This is a genomic window from Pseudomonas sp. SJZ103 (assembly GCF_007828335.1).
GTDB lineage: Bacteria > Pseudomonadota > Gammaproteobacteria > Pseudomonadales > Pseudomonadaceae > Aquipseudomonas.
On the sequence record NZ_VIUN01000017.1, the window covers coordinates 79,647 to 97,612 of the forward strand.

Annotated in this window: 13 protein-coding genes; 7 read left to right on the plus strand and 6 right to left on the minus strand. The window is 59.9% G+C overall.

Features of this window, described 5'->3' with window-relative positions:
• The first annotated feature begins 100 nt into the window (after positions 1-100).
• The 3 genes from FBY10_RS27275 (at position 101) to FBY10_RS27285 (ending at position 5,785) form a co-directional block, all read left to right on the plus strand.
• Positions 101-2,173 (plus strand): TerD family protein, encoded by a 2,073-nt coding sequence (locus FBY10_RS27275; RefSeq protein WP_145338393.1) that lies wholly within the window; start codon positions 101-103, stop codon positions 2,171-2,173.
• Positions 2,174-2,371: 198 nt separating this feature from the next.
• Positions 2,372-3,151 (plus strand): alpha/beta hydrolase, encoded by a 780-nt coding sequence (locus FBY10_RS27280; RefSeq protein ID WP_131698012.1) that lies wholly within the window; start codon positions 2,372-2,374, stop codon positions 3,149-3,151.
• A gap of 330 nt (positions 3,152-3,481) precedes the next feature.
• The gene (locus FBY10_RS27285) at positions 3,482-5,785 is read left to right on the plus strand and encodes an autotransporter outer membrane beta-barrel domain-containing protein (protein WP_145338392.1); all 2,304 of its coding nucleotides are present in this window, start codon (positions 3,482-3,484) and stop codon (positions 5,783-5,785) included.
• 182 nt (positions 5,786-5,967) lie between these two features.
• Here FBY10_RS27285 and guaA read toward each other — a convergent pair whose 3' ends face one another.
• From guaA to FBY10_RS27305, 4 genes are all read right to left on the minus strand, one after another.
• Positions 5,968-7,545 (minus strand): glutamine-hydrolyzing GMP synthase, encoded by a 1,578-nt coding sequence (guaA, locus tag FBY10_RS27290; RefSeq protein ID WP_053257860.1) that lies wholly within the window; start codon positions 7,543-7,545, stop codon positions 5,968-5,970.
• 81 nt (positions 7,546-7,626) lie between these two features.
• Positions 7,627-9,096 carry an IMP dehydrogenase gene (gene guaB / locus FBY10_RS27295; RefSeq protein ID WP_131697981.1) on the minus strand — a complete coding sequence of 490 codons (1,470 nt, stop codon included), beginning with the start codon at positions 9,094-9,096 and terminating at the stop codon, positions 7,627-7,629.
• 104 nt (positions 9,097-9,200) lie between these two features.
• Positions 9,201-9,749, minus strand: coding sequence for a sugar ABC transporter ATPase (locus FBY10_RS27300; protein ID WP_065924854.1), 549 nt, complete (start codon positions 9,747-9,749; stop codon positions 9,201-9,203).
• Positions 9,750-9,886: 137 nt separating this feature from the next.
• Positions 9,887-10,654: a sulfite exporter TauE/SafE family protein gene (locus tag FBY10_RS27305; protein WP_145338421.1), complete on the minus strand. Its 768-nt coding sequence runs from the start codon at positions 10,652-10,654 to the stop codon at positions 9,887-9,889.
• 99 nt (positions 10,655-10,753) lie between these two features.
• Between FBY10_RS27305 and FBY10_RS27310 the strand changes: the two genes are divergently transcribed.
• The 4 genes from FBY10_RS27310 (at position 10,754) to leuA (ending at position 15,864) form a co-directional block, all read left to right on the plus strand.
• A complete protein-coding gene (locus tag FBY10_RS27310; protein WP_145338391.1) occupies positions 10,754-11,644 on the plus strand; it encodes a LysR family transcriptional regulator in 891 nt (296 codons plus the stop codon).
• A gap of 10 nt (positions 11,645-11,654) precedes the next feature.
• Positions 11,655-13,034 (plus strand): exodeoxyribonuclease VII large subunit, encoded by a 1,380-nt coding sequence (gene xseA / locus FBY10_RS27315; RefSeq protein WP_131697984.1) that lies wholly within the window; start codon positions 11,655-11,657, stop codon positions 13,032-13,034.
• A gap of 3 nt (positions 13,035-13,037) precedes the next feature.
• The gene (locus tag FBY10_RS27320; RefSeq protein ID WP_145338390.1) at positions 13,038-13,859 is read left to right on the plus strand and encodes a M23 family metallopeptidase; all 822 of its coding nucleotides are present in this window, start codon (positions 13,038-13,040) and stop codon (positions 13,857-13,859) included.
• 325 nt (positions 13,860-14,184) lie between these two features.
• Complete coding sequence (gene leuA / locus FBY10_RS27330; protein ID WP_145338389.1) at positions 14,185-15,864, plus strand: 2-isopropylmalate synthase; 1,680 nt, start codon at positions 14,185-14,187, stop codon at positions 15,862-15,864.
• Between the two features lie 117 nt (positions 15,865-15,981).
• Here the strand turns inward: leuA and FBY10_RS27335 are convergent, their stop codons facing one another.
• Positions 15,982-16,773, minus strand: coding sequence for an amidohydrolase (locus FBY10_RS27335; protein ID WP_131697987.1), 792 nt, complete (start codon positions 16,771-16,773; stop codon positions 15,982-15,984).
• Positions 16,761-17,909 (minus strand): pyridoxal phosphate-dependent aminotransferase, encoded by a 1,149-nt coding sequence (locus FBY10_RS27340; RefSeq protein ID WP_145338388.1) that lies wholly within the window; start codon positions 17,907-17,909, stop codon positions 16,761-16,763. The genes FBY10_RS27335 and FBY10_RS27340 overlap by 13 nt, the downstream gene beginning before the upstream one ends.
• Positions 17,910-17,966 lie beyond the last annotated feature (57 nt).

A 17,966-nucleotide genomic window follows, 5' to 3' on the forward strand; every position in this document is an offset into this window, starting at 1 on the left:
CGCTCTCCACACCGCGCCTGCTTCTTGCAGGCGTTTTTACATCAGTTGTAGAACAATGCAGCAGCTCGTCCAAGACAGCGGCCCAGGGAGAAAATCAAGCATGAATCAGGCGCTGTTCCTGCGTCGCCGTAGCAAAGTTCACGTCCCGATGGGCACTGGCGGTGCCACGCGCGCTCAGGTCGCGTCGGCTGTTCGTGAAGTCACGGCGTTCCGATGCGTACTGTCAGAGCCTTTGATTGAACAAATCGGCCTGTTGTCAGCGACAGAGCTCAAGTACTGGCTGCGCGAAATTGTCGGAGTCCTTCGGCGGGAAACTGGCGCTCATGTACACCACAGGCCGTTTTATCCTGACTTTCCAGAACAGGTTCTGACGGCATCAGAAGCGGAGTTGTACCTTAACGCCGTCAGGCACTACCTCACGCTTCGGCGTTTACCACCGACTGATCACCCTCGACCTGCGATGCTTGAAGGCAACTTCATATCCCGCGTTATCGAACCGGGAAGCATCTCTGAGTTCGAGTCACTGCTCGAACCGCTGGTTTCATCGCGCACCTCGCTCTCTGAGGAGGAAACTGCCGACGTCGTCTGGTTTATCCGAAACTACAAAAGCGATGTGTTCCGTCTGCTGCCTGAGACCGTCCCGTTCCGGGAGATCCGTGCACAGGTTGGCGGCGCACTTATCCTGCATGTAGCCGGCGATGCTCGGGTGGACGCATTCCTGGAGCGAAACGTCGAAACGGCGACTGACGTGCTGCGACTCGCGGTCGCGCTGACGGGGGGAGACGTGTCACTGACGACAGCGTCGACACGTTTCACCGCGATGAAGCGCTCAATGCGCCGCCTGTTGTTGCGCCTGCTCGACCACATACCCAACGCTGCAGAAGACGTGATGCGGCATGCTGAGCGATGGAAACGCCTGGCTGAAGTACTTCATCCGGGCGACTACGCCGATAAGTACCCACGAGCGCTGGCCGCCATCACGGCAGCACGTCGCAACGAAGCGCCTGACTCATTTGGATCACGTGTCGAAACATTACTTGCCCAGCGTCACATCGCCACGCTTACGCCCATACTGCAGGGCCATCCTGGTGAATTCGCACGACGGCTGGACGCGACGCTGCGGCGCGCTACTGAACCAGAATCGGTTCTTGACGCGTTCGAGGCGGTAGCGACACAGGTGTCGTCACCCGTCCTGCTGCAGCTGCTGGCCCAGGTACGTGCGCCGCGCCCCCTCCCCCTGCGAGCCTTCACACCGAAAGGTGCATTCGCCAAAATCTATGGCATCAAGGATCGACGCGAACCTCTCGCTCACGACGTACTGACTCGTGCAGCCAGAATCTGCGAGGGCGCACTCGTAACGCGTTTTGCGTCGCTACCACCACTAGGCCGCTGTTTCATCGATCCAGCATTACGCGAATACAGAGTGCCGCTGGCACAGCGTGCCTCATCGAAGTCGCTACGTACGCTGGTGCGGGGCAGTCGCTTGCCGATGCCTGACACACGTTTCATTCGCCTGTTCCTGTGGTGGAAGAACGGCCGTGAACGCACGGACATCGACTTGTCCGCAGCATTTTTCGACGCCAACTTCGTGTTCAAACAAACGGTCGCGTACTACAACTTGAAGGGTTTCGGCGGCTACCACAGTGGCGACATCGTAGACGCGCCCGAAGGGGCTTCGGAGTTCATCGACCTAGACCTCGATGTCCTTGTCGAGAAGGGTGTGCGCTATATCGTCACCTCTATCAACTCATTCACCCAGCAACCGTACTGTGATCTTCCAGAATGCTTCGCCGGCTGGATGGCCCGCGTCGACGTGGCGTCGGGTGAAGTATTCGAGCCGCGCTCCGTATTCGACCGTATCGATATCGCATCCAACACAGGGATCTGCCTGCCATTCGTGATGGACTTGCAGGAACGACGCATGATTTGGGCCGATCTGGGGCTCACTTCAGTTCCTCGGTGGAACAACGTCCAGAACAACCTCAGTGGCGTATCGTTGATGCTGCGAGCTTTGGTACATACACCAAGGCCGGATCTGGAGACTCTGTTCGATTTACATGTTCGAGCACGGGGAGAACGAGTGACCTCACCGCAGCAGGCACAGGCGGTGTTTGCGCCTGATCAAGGGATAACACCGTTCGATACGGATTTGATTCGATCACAGTTTCTCTAATACCTATGCCAGCCTTTGCCGTTCATTGAAAACGACAGCTCTTGCTTCGAAACTTTCTACCCAAAAACAATTTGCCAGTCAGCATACTGATAAACAACCTACCGACGCCTCCATTGCCAAGCTGTGTTATGACACATGATGAGTAGACACTTTCCCTGTCGTCGGATATTGGCCGGCTTCTATAAGGCCTGCATGGTGATGATCAGTGCGCTTCTCATCGCCTGCCAATCGCCACGCGAAGCACTGCAACAACTGGCTGAAGAGCACGGCCGACAATTGGTGGTCCTGCCGGGACACGCCTTCCCCCTCGTCATACTTGCGCCGCGCACTGCAGACAAGATGACTCGACTGCGTGTCTACCTGGAAGGCGATGGCCATTCCTGGGCGACGGCCACTCAACCCAGCCTGGATCCGAGCCCGCACAATCTGTTAGTGCCACGGCTGGCGGTCGATGATCCGACACCGAATGCGTACCTGGCACGCCCCTGCCAGTTCATCATGACCGCAGCCTGTCAATCAGCACTCTGGACCAATCGACGATTCTCTCAGGAAGTGGTCACCCGCCTCGGCCAGGCGCTGGACCAATTAAAACAGCGATATGGCAATAGTGAGTTCGAACTGGTGGGGTATTCGGGAGGAGCCGCTCTCGCATTATTGTTAGCGGCGCAGCGCAATGATGTTACCCAGGTGCAAACCCTTGCTGGCAATCTCAGTCCACGTCTGTGGGCGAAGATGAAAGGACTGTCGCCACTCGACGGTTCACTGGATCCGCTGGACTATCGTAATCGACTCGCCTTATTACCCCAGCGTCATCTCATCGGAGAAGCAGACCTGATTATTCCAGGTGGATTAGCTGATAGGTACCAACAGGCACTTGGCTCGCCTCTCTCTCGATGTGTCCATGTACCAGGAGTGAGCCATGATAGGGGGTGGGAAGCGATATGGAGCCGATGGGTTAAAACACCGTTGGCACATTAGAATCCTGAAATTCAGGGCGGGCAGGTCCGTTTAAAAACACCCAAATACTATCCCCCCCTAGTGACTGATCCGGGCGCGACCGCAACGACCCCCCTAAAGTTCCGCTTATTGCTGAATAATCGAAAAAATCATCAAAAAACGTCTGTAACGTCGCATTTTTTAGCTTTTTTTTCGTCATTGGTTCTTTTTATGATGAATTGTCCTACAAGCATCGTGTAGATTTGCACGCGCTTGAATCAGCACTTCACTGACAAGCTGGCAGGGATGCCTAAAACAGACGCTGACGCGTGGGTTACTCCCTGTCAGTTTCTGCCTTGTAAGGATACTGCCTTGAACATTTCCCACCTGCGCCGCTCGTTGTTGGCGCTGTCCGTCGCGGCTACCACTGCCACGGTCCATGCTGCACCCGCACCCGACCTGAATCACGACCTGAGCACAGGGGCATACAGCAGCTCCGGTGATGTTTTCAATAACGCCACCTTCACCGGGACGTCGCAAAACGCAGGTGTAGATCTGATGAATGTGACCCTGGCGGGCAACCTGATCAACCAGGGCAACATCAACCTGACGGCTGCGACCCCCACCGACTTCCCGTCCGGTATCGCCATGACCCTCAGTTCCAACGTCGGTGGCGACTTGGTAAATAATGGCGACATTACGGTGAGCGGCAACGCCGTCCTCGGGCTGGACCTGTATCTGGCAAATATCGCAGGTGAAGTGAACAACAACGGCAACATCACTGTGACTGGCGCAAATTCCGAAGGCATGCTGATCACCTCAACCCAGGCGCGCATCAATAACTCGGGCACTATCACCGCGCGTGGCATCGACTCTGTGGGTATCGACATCGAGAAGGCACGCTTTACGGGTCAGATGACAGGCGCTCCATTCAAGAGTGATATCAACAACAGCGGGACTATCTCCGCTGACGGGGTCGGTATCCGCTTTCGTAGCCTCGATACCTCCGGCGGTTTCGACACCCTCTCCATCAGGCAAACAGGTGGCCTGATCGAAGGCGGCACCGCAGCCATTCTGGCGGACGACAATGCCTCCCCTTCGTATTTCTACTGGCAGGGTGGTCAGGTCAAGGGTGACCTGCTGGGCCTGAGTGGTGTGCTGGTGCAAGGGGACGCGATGTTCGATGGCTCGACCATCCGCGCCGGTTACGTCGATATCGACGGTGGCCGCCTGACTCTGCTTCGCCCGCAGACCACGATCTTGGGCGACCTCGACATGGACAGCGACACTGCGCGCCTGCGCCTGCTGCTGGATAACAACACGCAGCCCAACACGCCGATCCTGAAAGTCACCGGCAATACCTTCTTCTCTCCAGGCAGCCAGATCGAACTGCAGGCTCGCTCCGACGACTTCCGCACGTCGACCCAGGGCACCCGCTACACCCTCATTAACTCTGGCACGTGGGAAGACCCGCAGAACCTGTCCGTGGTTTCCTCCTCGGCGCTGCTTGAGGTAAGGAACTTCGGCATCGAAGGCCAGGACGTGAAAGCCCTGGTTGCCACCCGCAGTGATGAGGTGATCACGCAAGACCTGCTGGGTGCCCGCGGTTCGCGCAACGCGGTGAACGCCATCACGCCGCTCAAGAACACAGTCCTGGGCCAGATGGACGAAAGCGACCCGGTATTCCAGCGTTTCGCCAACGCCGCCACCAGTGAAGAGCTGGCCAAGCTTGCCGAAACCCTGACCCCGGACGTCAGCCGTGGGGCAATCAACGCCGCCACCAACAGCCAAAACCTGGTCGCAAGTGCCATCAACCGCCGTGCCAGCAAAGCGCGTAGCGGTCTGTCCTCCGGTGACGTCCTGGCAGAACAAGGCGTATGGCTGCAAGCGCTGTCCAGCGATGCCAACCAAGACAGCCGCCACGGTATCGACGGCTACGACGCCAACACCAATGGCATCGCCGTGGGTGCCGACGGCAAACTCAACACCGATACCACCGTGGGCCTGGCTTACAGCTACCTGACGAGCGACGTCAAATCCGACCTGGGCAACAAAACCGACGTCAGCGGCCATGCACTGACCCTGTACGGCAACTGGGCCCGTGACAACTTCTTTGTCGACACCTCGCTGATGTATGGCTGGAACGACAACGAGTCCAAACGCTATATCGCCGGCACCCGCGCCAAGGCCGACTACGACAGTGAGATCTTCGGCGTCAACGCACTGGCAGGCTACACGTTCCAGCTCGACAAGCAGTGGTTGCTGGAACCACAGGTCGGTGCGCGCTATGCCAACGTATCGATTGATTCGTACCGTGAAAAAGGCAGCTCAGCCGCCCTCAACGTCGGCAGCCAGCGTTATGAAATCGGCGAAATGGGCCTGGGCGCTCGCCTGGCGGCCGCTTTTGACGTAGGTGCGGGCAGCCTGGAACCGGAAGCCAAGCTGATGGCCTGGCACGATTTCATCGGCGACAAGGCCGGTACCACCTCCACCTTCGTGCTCGGCGGTACCCCGTTCACCACCACCGGCGCGACACCGGCGCGCGACAGCTACGAGCTGGGACTGGGCGCGAACTACCGCGTGGGCGCGTGGAGCGTGGGAGGGATGTACAACTACCTGACCAGCAGTGGTTTCGAAGCCGACACCTTCACCGCGAATGTGCGTTACGACTTCTGATCAACGTGTTCGTCTGAAACAACAAAGCCCGCTAATGCGGGCTTTGTTGTTTGAGGCTGATGGTAAAACCAATAAGCGTCTGGCGATGTCACCTGACTAACTGAATATCGGCAATACCATTGATGACGTGGAAAAGTCGCAAACACTCTGATTTTTTTAAAACAGATAGTTGCGGACCAATCCTACTCCCACTCAATCGTCGCCGGCGGCTTGCTCGACACGTCATAAGTAACGCGCGAAATACCTTCGATTTCATTGATGATACGGCCGCTGACGGTTTCCAGCAGTTCGTACGGCAGGTGCGCCCAACGGGCGGTCATGAAGTCGATGGTTTCCACGGCACGCAGGGCCACGACCCAGGCGTAACGACGGCCATCGCCGACCACGCCAACCGATTTCACCGGCTGGAACACCACGAAGGCCTGGCTGACCTTGTGGTACCAGTCGGCCTTGCGCAGTTCTTCGATGAAGATGTGGTCGGCACGACGCAGCAGGTCGGCGTATTCCTTCTTCACTTCACCGAGGATGCGCACGCCCAGGCCCGGGCCTGGGAATGGGTGGCGGTAGACCATGTCGTACGGCAGGCCGAGTTCCAGGCCAAGGCGGCGGACTTCGTCCTTGAACAGTTCGCGCAGTGGTTCTACCAGCTTGAGGTTCATTTCCTCAGGCAGGCCACCCACGTTGTGGTGGGACTTGATCACGTGGGCCTTGCCGCTCTTGGCGCCGGCCGACTCGATCACGTCGGGGTAGATGGTGCCTTGGGCGAGGTACTTGATGTTGTCCAGTTTGTTGGACTGGGCATCGAATACGTCGATGAAAGTGCGACCGATGATCTTGCGCTTCTTCTCCGGGTCGGACTCGCCGGCCAGGTTGTTCAGGAACTGCTCTTCGGCGTTGGCGCGGATCACCTTGACGCCCATGTTCTCGGCGAACATGGCCATCACTTGCTCGCCTTCGTGCAGGCGCAGCAGGCCGTTGTCGACGAAAACGCAGGTCAGTTGGTCGCCGATGGCCTTGTGCAGCAGTGCCGCGACCACGGAGGAGTCAACGCCGCCGGACAGGCCGAGCAGCACGTTGTCGGTGCCGACCTGGGCGCGCACGTTGGCGATGGCGTCTTCAGCGATTTTCGATGGGGTCCACAGGGCTTCACACTCGCAGATGTCGAGAATGAAGCGCGACAGAATGCGCCCGCCTTGCTTGGTGTGGGTCACTTCCGGGTGGAACTGCACGCCGTAGTAGCCGCGCTCATCGTTGAACATGCCGGCGATCGGGCAGCTTGGGGTGCTGGCCAGGATGTGGAAGTCTTCCGGCATCTTGGTGACCTTGTCACCGTGGCTCATCCATACATCGAGGCCGAACAGGCCGTCGGCGTCGATGTGGTCTTCGATGCCGTCCAGCAGACGGCTCTTGCCAACCACGTCGACACGGGCATAACCGAATTCACGCAGCTCGGAACCTTCAACCTTGCCGCCCAGTTGCTCGGCCATGGTCTGCATGCCGTAGCAGATACCGAAGACCGGCACGCCCAGATCGAACACGGCTTGCGGGCAACGCGGGCTGTTGGCTTCGTGCACGGACTCGGGGCCACCGGCGAGGATGACGCCTTTCGGTGCGAATTCGCGGATCGCTTCGTCATCCATGTCGAACGGGTGCAGTTCGCAGTACACGCCGATTTCACGCACGCGGCGGGCGATCAGCTGGGTGTACTGGGAACCGAAGTCGAGGATCAGGATGCGGTGGGCGTGAATGTCGAGGGCCATGAAGTCAGTCTCGTCTAATGAATCAGAAACAACTCGGGGCTGAAAGAACAGCCCCGGTTACTTAACGTTTTGCTGGAAGCCTCAACCTACGCGGTAGTTTGGCGCTTCCTTGGTGATCTGCACGTCGTGGACATGGGACTCAGCCATGCCGGCGCCGGTGATCCGTACGAACTCTGGCTTGGTGCGCATTTCTTCGATGTCGGCGCTGCCGGTGTAGCCCATCGAGGAACGCAGGCCGCCCATCAGTTGATGGATGATGGCGCTCAGGGTGCCCTTGTACGGCACACGGCCTTCGATGCCTTCCGGTACGAGCTTCTCGGCGCCTGCCGAGGAGTCCTGGAAGTAACGGTCGGAGGAGCCTTGTGCCTGGGACATGGCGCCCAGCGAACCCATGCCGCGGTAAGCCTTGTAGGAACGGCCCTGGAACAGTTCGATCTCGCCCGGCGCTTCTTCAGTACCGGCGAACATCGAGCCCATCATCACGCAGGAAGCACCGGCAACGATGGCCTTGGACAGGTCACCGGAGAAACGGATGCCGCCGTCGGCGATCAACGGCACGCCGGTGCCTTCAAGGGCTGCGGCGACGTTGGCGATGGCGCTGATTTGCGGCACGCCCACACCAGCAACGATACGCGTGGTGCAGATCGAGCCAGGGCCGATACCGACCTTGACCGCATCAGCGCCGGCTTCGGCCAGGGCCTTGGCGGCAGCGCCGGTAGCAATGTTGCCGCCGATCACCTGCACGTCAGGGAAGTTCTGCTTGACCCAGCGAACGCGGTCGATCACGCCTTTGGAGTGACCGTGGGCGGTGTCGACCACCACCACGTCAACACCGGCCGCAACCAGGGCAGCTACACGGTCACCGGTGTCTTTACCGGTACCGACCGCAGCGCCGACGCGCAGACGACCTTGATCGTCCTTACTGGCCAGCGGGTAAGCTTTGGCTTTTTCGATGTCGTTGACGGTCATCATGCCCTTGAGGGCGAATTTGTCGTCGACGATCAGCACGCGCTCGATGCGGTGCTTGTGCAGCAGTTCGCGCACATCGTTCTTGTCGGCGCCTTCCATGACAGTCACGAGGCGCTCTTTAGGCGTCATCACTTCGCGGACAGTGACTTCAAGACGGTTCTCGAAACGCACGTCACGGGAAGTGACAATGCCGACCAGGTCGCCATCGTGCAGTACCGGAACGCCGGAGATGTTGTGCAGGCGGGTCAGGTCGAACAGATCACGCACGGTAGCGTCGGCTTCGATGGTGATCGGATCTTTCACCACACCGGCTTCGTAACGCTTGACCTTGCGCACTTCGGCAGCTTGCTGCTCGATGGTCATGTTCTTGTGGATGATGCCGATGCCGCCTTCCTGAGCCATGGCGATTGCCAAACGGGCTTCAGTGACGGTGTCCATGGCAGCGGAAACCAGGGGAATATTCAGCTCGATGCCACGGGTTAGGCGGGTCTTGAGACTGACTTCGTTAGGAAGCACCTCGGAATAACCGGGCACTAGGAGAATGTCGTCGAATGTCAGAGCTTCTTGGCTGATACGCAGCATCGCGGGGGCTCCCGAGCGGGAAAATGGAAGCGCGCCATTATACTCAGACACCCCCCAGGTCTCAATGTAAAACTCTGACATATTTGGGAATAGTGATAGAAGGACTACAGCTCGACTTTGACCCAACTGATCTTCTGGTCCAGCCAATCGGCGAATTCGTCGATAAAGCTCTGCTTGAACCCCGCCTCCGCCCAGTTGTTGAAGATGAACCCCAGGTTGGAAAACCCGCACGCCTGCAGAAACAGGAAACCGTTGATGTCATCTTCATGCCCACACAGCGGGCAGGTGAAGTTGTCGGTGTGGCCGGGCATCCAGTCTTCCAGGCTTTCGAACAGCGCCTCGCCGACTTCCTTGAGGCATTCCGGGCACCCGGCTTCTTCGAGAAAACCCTTGGCCGGGGTGTAGATGCAGCGCTTGTAGATGATCTCCAAGCCGTTGACCGGCTCGTTGAACGGCAGCGCTTCGGGGTGCAGCACCACGGCGCGGGCGCCGTCGGCCAGGGCGTAGGCCATGCGGTTGCCGGTACGGCCACAGGTGGTCAGTTCTTCCTTGATGATGTTCTTGCGCACCAGCCAGCGCACGATGGCCCGGGCGCGGGGCTCGTGGACGGGCAAGGTGGAGATTTTCGGGACAAGGATGCTTTGGGAATTCATGGGAGTCCTGCGGTGTGGCTTCTGGCGTCATCGCGGGCAAGCCCGGCTCCCACATTGGAATGCACTCAACTGTGGGAGCCGGGCTCGCCCGCGATGACGCCCGGGAGGACGGCAGCTTAATCCCTGAAGAAATCAGGTCAAGTGCTCAAGTACCGCCCAATCAATGCAACGCCACTGGCCAATACCAGCCAGGTCACCAACCGGACGAAGGCCTCACGGGACATGCGCATCGTCAGCCTGCGCCCACACCACAGCCCCAGGGCCATCGCGGGCAGCAGGCACAGTGCCAACATCAGCAGCGGCCAATCAGCATACACCCCGGCGATCAGGAACAGGCTCAGGCGCACCACCGTGCTGCAACTGATCAACGCGCTTTGGGTGGCGCGTGCCGCGTCCTTGGGCAAACGGCTGTTCAGATAGATTGCATATAAAAAGCCACCACTGCCGAACAACGCCCCAAACAGCCCGCCCACGGTGCCCATCGGGATCGACCACCCCGCCGCCAATTGCGTGGGCCGGGTTTTCACCGCCAGGCTGTAAATCGCATAGGCGCTGATAAACAGCCCCATCAACAGCAGCAATAGATCCGAATGCAAATTGAGCAGAAACACCACACCCAGGGTGCAGCCAATCGCCATGCACGGCAGCAATCGCAGCAGCTCCGGCTTGTTCACGTCCCGTCGCGTTTGCAGCAGGCCGCCGAAGGCCGCGACAAAATCCAGCAGCACCAGCAACGGGATGATCTTCGACAGTGGCATAAACACAAGCAGGACCGGCCCCGCCACCAGCGCCGTGCCGAATCCCGCGATGCCAAACACGATATAGGCCACGACGATGCCCAGGCCGATCACCAGCCAATCGAAACCACTAAACGACCACTGATTCATCAGCTCAACCGGGCTCATGGGGTATTCCTTGTAGGAGATAGCCATCACTTTAGCCAGCGGCGAGGGTTGCGACTAATATCTTCAAAGTCCTCCACCCATCTCGAAAAGGCATGACGCGTGATTTCCACCCGCCAACTGCGTTACTTCGTCGAAATCGCCGACAGCGGCAGCTTCAGTGCTGCCGCCGAACGTTTGTTTGTCGCGCAATCGGCCCTGAGCCGGCAGATCAAGGAACTGGAAACCCAACTGCAAACCCCGCTGTTTGAACGCACCGCGCGCCAGCCCCGGCTGACCGCTGCCGGCGAAGCCTTTTATCCTCGGGCGCGCAACCTGCTGGGTGAGCTGCACAAGGCCAGTGAAATGGCGACACAGGTCGGCAATGGCCAACTCGGCACCCTGCGCCTGAGCCATTCGAGCACTGTGCCGATGAGCGGCGTGTTGCTGCAAGGCATCAGCACCTGGCTGGACCGCTGCCCCGGCGTGTCGATGGATATCGTCAAACTGTCGTCCGAAGCGCAACTGGAAGACATCGCCGACGGTCGCTTGGACGTCGGGGTGCTGCGTTTGCCCGTGTTGCGCCAGCGCGAAGGTGTGCGGGTCATGCCTTTATACAGCGAGCAATTGCTGCTGGCCGTGCCTGCGAACCATAAGCTGTCGCGCAGCCAGGCCCCCATCGAACTGGAGCAATTGAAGGATGAAGCGTTTATCTCTATCCCCCATCCCCAGCGTGGCGGCTTGAGTTATCTGTCAGCCGAGTTGTGCATGCGTGCGGGATTTTTCCCCAAGGCTGCGCGGGTGATGTCACGCAAGACCACCCAGTTGCAGTTGATTCAGGCCGGCTTCGGTATTGCCTTGTTACCAAAATCCATGCAGGACATCGCACCCGCCAACGTGCACTTTTTGCCCCTGGCCGACCCGGACTGCCTGAGCACCGTGGCCCTGGCCAGCCAGCAGTCACCGAGCGCGTTGGTGGAGCAATTCTGTCAAACGTTGCACGAATGCCTATAAACTGCCGCCCATGATTAAAGATCCTTTTGCCCGCTTGGGCCTGGACCGCGAAGTCCTGACCGTCAGCCAACTCAACGGCCGCGCGCGGGTGTTGCTGGAAGACGTGTTCACCAATATCTGGGTCGAAGGCGAGATCTCCAACCTCGCCCGCCCGGCCTCCGGCCATGTGTACTTCACCCTCAAGGACAGCGGCGCCCAGGTGCGTTGCGCGCTGTTTCGCAATAACGCCGCGCGGGTCCGCCAGGCGTTGAAGGATGGCCTGGCGGTCAAGGTACGCGGCAAGGTCTCGCTGTTCGAGGGCCGTGGCGACTACCAGTTGATCCTCGATACCGTCGAGCCCGCCGGTGATGGCGCACTGCGCCTGGCCTTCGATGCCCTGAAGGAAAAACTCAGCGCCGAAGGCCTGTTCAGTGCCGAACGCAAGGTGCCGCTGCCGGCACACCCTAGGCGCATTGGCATTATCAGCTCGCCTACCGGTGCGGTGATACGCGACATCATCAGTGTGTTCCGCCGTCGCGCGCCGAACGTCGAACTGACCTTGATCCCGACGGCCGTGCAAGGCCGCGAAGCCATCCCGCAGATTGTACGTGCGTTGAAACTCGCCGATGCCCGCGGCTTTGACGCGCTGATCCTGGCCCGTGGCGGCGGTTCGCTGGAAGACCTGTGGTGCTTCAACGAAGAGGCCGTGGCTCGCGCGGTTGACGCTTGTATCACGCCTATCGTCAGCGCCGTCGGCCATGAGACCGATGTGTCCATCAGCGACTTTGTTGCCGACGTGCGCGCGCCCACACCGTCCGCTGCCGCTGAACTGCTGGCACCGGACGCCAGCCATCTGGTGCGCCAGGTGGAAAACCTGCATCGCCGCCTGGTGATGCTGATGCGCAATCGCCTGACCCACGACCGCCTGCGCCTGGAAGGCATGGCCCGGCGCCTGCGGCACCCCGGCGAACGCCTGCGCCAGCAGGCCCAGCGCCTGGATGACCTGGATATGCGCCTGCGCCGCGCCTTCGAGCGCAGCCTCAATACCCGTCGCGAACGCCTGATCCGCCTGGAAACCCGCCTCGCCGGCCAGCATCCGGGCCGACAGTTGGCCCTGCTGCGCCAGCGCCTGGACAGCCTCGCCGAACGCCTGCCGCGTGCCATGCGCGAAGGCCTCAAGGCGCGTCGCCTGCAACTGCAAAGCCAGGTGCAGACGCTGCACGTGGTCAGCCCGCTGGCGACGCTGGGTCGTGGCTACAGCATCTTGCTCGACGAGCGCGGCCAGGCCATCCGCAACGCCGCGCAAACCCAAACCGGCCAACGCCTCACCGCGCGCCTCGGTGAAGGTCAATTGCAAGTGCGGGTGGAAGATAACCACCTGACACCCGTCACCCTTTCGTTATTGGATTGATTGATGCCTCGTCTCTTTAGTGTGTTGTTGCTGCTATGCCTCACCGTTAACGCCCATGCCGACAGCTATATCAGCCGTACCCTGAACAAGCCGGTGCCGGGCGGCGTTGCGGTGGTTGAGCTGGGCCCTTCGGCTGCCGCGCCGAAAGCCACGTACCAAGGCAAACCGGTGTTGGTGGTGAAGGAGCAGGACAACTGGCTGGCGATTGTCGGCATCCCGCTGACGGTCAAGCCGGGCAACGAGCGCATCAGCAGCGGCGGGCGCAACCTGCCGTTTATCGTTGGCTACAAGAAGTACCCCGAACAACGCATCACCTTGAAGAACAAAAGCCAGGTCAATCCCGACCCGGCGCAACTCAAGCGCATCGAGGGCGAGTTGGCCGTACAGCTCAAGGCCTATCGCAGTTTCAGCCCGAACCTGCCGAGCAACCTGGTGCTGGACAAACCGGTAAACGGGCCGCTGTCGAGCAAGTTTGGCGTGCGCCGCTTCTTCAACGGTGAAGAGCGCAATCCCCATTCGGGCCTGGACTTCGCGGTGCCGGCCGGTACGCCGATCAAGACGCCGGCAAACGGTAAGGTAATTCTGGTAGGCAACTATTTCTTCAACGGCAACACCGTGTTCGTCGACCACGGCCAGGGCTTTATCAGCATGTTCTGCCACATGTCGAAGATCGACGTGAAGGTCGGCCAGCAACTGGTGCGCGGCGCAGTAGTGGGCAAAGTCGGTTCGACCGGCCGCGCGACCGGGCCCCATATGCATTGGAATGTCAGCCTGAACGATGCGCGAGTCGACCCGGCGATTTTCATCGGGGCGTTCCAACCGTGAATGAAGCGATTGCGCGCCCGATAACGGTCGCGCAATTTAATCTAGCCTCGGCGTCATTCCCAACCATAAAATCCCGTTTCATACGCAGATAAAAGAACTTCTCTCAATTTTTAGCGACTGCTTGCCATCTTTCACCCCGACGGTTAGGGTTGAGCTTATGAAAACCTCTCACACCCTCATTCAGCTCCGCCAGCACCGCAGCCTGTGCCTCGTCAGCGCACGACTGCCAGGCTGAATCGATCTGCCTCGTCTTTAAAGCTGTATCCCAAATAACAGTTCTACGGCAGGCCGCCTTTTCTCGGCCCCTACAACAAAGGATTTCCCGATGAGCATGCTCAAAGACCCGTCTTCGAAGTACCGCGCGTTTCCGACCATCGATATTCCGGATCGCACCTGGCCTTCCAAAACCATCACCACCGCGCCGATCTGGTGCAGCTCCGACCTGCGTGATGGCAACCAGTCCCTGATCGAGCCAATGGACGCGGTGAAAAAGCTGCGCTTCTGGAAGACCCTGGTCGCCGTCGGCGTGAAGGAAATCGAGGCTTCGTTCCCTGCCGCGTCGCAAACCGACTTCGACTTCGTACGTACCCTGATCGAAGACAACCACATCCCCGAGGACACCACCATCCAGGTGCTGACCCAGGGCCGTGAAGACTTGATCGCACGCACCTTCGAATCCCTGCGCGGCGCCAAAAAGGCCATCGTTCACCTGTACAACGCCACGTCGCCGTCGTTCCGCCGCATCGTGTTCAACCAGGACAAGGACGGTATCAAGGCCATCGCGGTCAACGCGGCCAAGCTGTTCGTCAAATACGCCGCCCAGCAGCCGGAAACCCAGTGGACCTTTGAATACTCGCCGGAGACCTTCAGTGCCACTGAACTGGAGTTCGCCAAGGAAGTCTGTGACGCGGTGATCGAGGTCTGGAACCCGACGCCTGAGCACAAGATGATCCTCAACCTGCCGGCCACCGTCGAATGCGCCACGCCGAACATCTATGCCGACCAGATCGAGTGGTTCGGTCGCCATATCAACCGTCGCGACAGTGTGATCATCAGCCTGCACACTCACAACGACCGCGGCACCGGCGTAGCTGCCACCGAGCTGGGCCTGATGGCCGGCGCGGACCGCGTCGAAGGCTGCCTGTTCGGTAACGGCGAGCGTACCGGTAACGTCGACCTCGTCACCGTGGCGTTGAACATGTACACCCAGGGCCTCGATCCGCAGCTGGACTTCTCCGACATCGACGGCGTGCGTAAAGTAGTCGAGGAGTGCAACCAGATCCAGGTACACCCACGTCATCCGTACGTCGGCGATCTGGTGCATACCGCCTTCTCCGGTTCTCACCAGGACGCGATCCGTAAGGGCTTTACCCAGCAGAAAGATGATGCGCTGTGGGAAGTGCCGTACTTGCCGATCGACCCGGCCGATATCGGTCGCAGCTATGAGGCGGTGATCCGCGTGAACAGCCAGTCGGGCAAAGGCGGTATCGCCTACCTGCTGGAACAGGAATACGACATCAGCTTGCCACGCCGCATGCAGATCGAATTCAGCCAGGTGGTCCAGGCCGAAACCGACCGCGTGGGCCTGGAGATGACCGCACCGCAGATCTACGCCTTGCTGCAGCGTGAATACCTGCAAGCCAACACCCCGTACGCGCTGGTCAGCCATCGCCTGCAGGAAGAGAACGGCAACAGCTTTGTCGAAGTGGAAGTCTCGGGCAAGGGCCAGGGCGAAACCAACCTGCACTGGAAGGGCAAGGGCAACGGCGCACTGGAAGCCCTGGTGGCTGGTTTGCCGATTGGCGTGGAGATCATGGACTACAACGAACATGCGATCGGCGCGGGCACCAACGCCAAGGCAGCGGCCTATATCGAACTGCGTGTGAACGGTGAACGTCCGGTGCATGGCGTGGGCATTGATGAAAACATCACCACGGCGAGCTTCAAGGCGCTGTTCAGTGCGCTGAACCGGTCGCTGAGCCAGCAGGAAGCGAAAGCGGCGTAATCTTTATCGCCGCAATACAGAAGGCCCCCGGGTGAGAACCCAGGGGCCTTTTTATTGAGTTTCAGATTTGGGTTGCCTGTCAGGGACTCTTCGGGGCAGCCCCCCGATAGCGGTCCTTCAGACAAACTGAAAGCTATCGGCATCCAGGTTCGCCGGAAAACGCGTGCGATACGCCGCCAGTTCAGCCCCATCCAGGCACACTTGGAACACCCCGTCCGCCTCCCCCGCACTCAGCAGGCTCTCGCCCTGGAAATCCAGCACCTGGCTATCGCCGGTGTAGGCAAAGCCCTTGCCGTCGGTGCCTACTCGATTCACTGCAGCCACGTAGCACAGATTCTCGATAGCCCGCGCCGGCAATAACCGGTTCCAATGCTGGCGCCGCGCCCCCGGCCAATTGGCGGTGTACAGCAGCAAGTCAGTGTCCTGGGCATCCCGACTCCACACCGGAAAGCGCAGGTCGTAGCAAATCAGCGGCCGAACACGCCAGCCTTTCAACTCGAACTGCACCTGGCGCTCGCCGGGGGTGTAGTGATTGTGTTCACCGGCCATACGAAAAAGATGACGCTTGTCGTAGTGCAACACCTCGCCATCCGGCCGCGCCCACAACAGGCGGTTGCGGTGGCTGCCGTCGGCGGCCTGGATGATCACGCTGCCGGTGATCACCGCGTTGTACTTCGCAGCCTGGGCCTGGAGCCAATGATGGGTCGGGCCGTTTTCCGGCTCGGCGAGGGTTTGCGAGTCCATGGAGAAACCGGTGGTGAACATCTCCGGGAGCACGATCAGGTCGGCGCCGCGGGCCTGCTCCAGCAGCCCCTCGAAATGCTCGAGGTTGGCCTGGCGGTCGTGCCAGGCCAGGGTGGTCTGGACCAGGGCGATATTCAAGTCAGGCAATGCAGTCAGATCACGCATAGTTTTTCAGCCGCTTGTCGCAGCGTCTCCTCGCGCTTGGCAAAACACAGGCGCACCAGGCGCTGGCCTTGCGGTGGGCTCTGGTAGAACACCGAGACAGGGATGGTCGCCACCCCGTGTTCGCGGGTCATCCACAGGGACATGGCGACGTCATCCAGGTCCGGGCGTATTTGTGAGTAATCCACCAACTGGAAGTAGGTTCCGGCCACCCGGGTAGAGCTGAAGCGCGACGGCGCAAGCAGGTCGCAGAACAGATCGCGCTTGGCCTGGTAGAACGCCGGCAGTTCGTCGACGTGCTCCGGGTGTTCGGCCATGAAATCGGCCAAGGCGAACTGCAACGGGGTTACGCCACAGAAGTTGACGTATTGATGCACCTTGCGCAATTCAGCCGTCAGGGCCGGTGGCGCGACCACGTAGCCGGTTTTCCAGCCGGTGACGTGGTAGGTCTTGCCAAAGGAGCTGACCACGAACGCACGCGGGTAGAGCTCTTCATGGGCCAGCACGCTGACGTGGGGCACGCCGTCGAATACCAGGTGTTCGTAGACCTCGTCGCTGACCAGGTAGATATCGCGGTCGCGGATCAGTTCGGCCAACTGGTCCAGCTCGGCACGGCTGATCAGCGCGCCGGTGGGGTTGTGCGGGGTGTTAAGGATGATCATGCGCGTGCGTGGCGACAGCGCGGCCTTGATCTTCTCGAAGTCCAATGCAAAGCCTTGCAGGCTCAATTGCACATGCACGCAGCGGCCACCGGCCAACTCGACCGAGGGCTCATAGCTGTCGTAGCAGGGGTCAAACACAATGACTTCATCACCATTGCGAATCACTGCCTGGATCGCGCAGAAGATCGCCTCTGTGGCACCAGGAGTGATGGTCACTTCGCTGTCGGCATTCACCGTGGCGCCATAACTGCGAGCGATCTTAGCCGCCACTTGCTGACGCAGCACGGGCAGGCCGGTCATCGGCGCATATTGGTTATGACCGAGGGCGATATGTTTGCCCACCCCATCGAGCAAGCCCTGAGGCCCATTGAAGTCGGGAAACCCCTGGGACAGGTTAATCGCGCCGGTTTCGGCAGCGAGTTGCGACATGGTGGTGAAAATGGTCGTGCCGACATTTGGCAGCTTGCTGGTGATCATGGGAGCCCCCTTCGGGTGAGCTGCAAGTTTTAAGCTGCAAGCTGCAAGCAGGTCAAG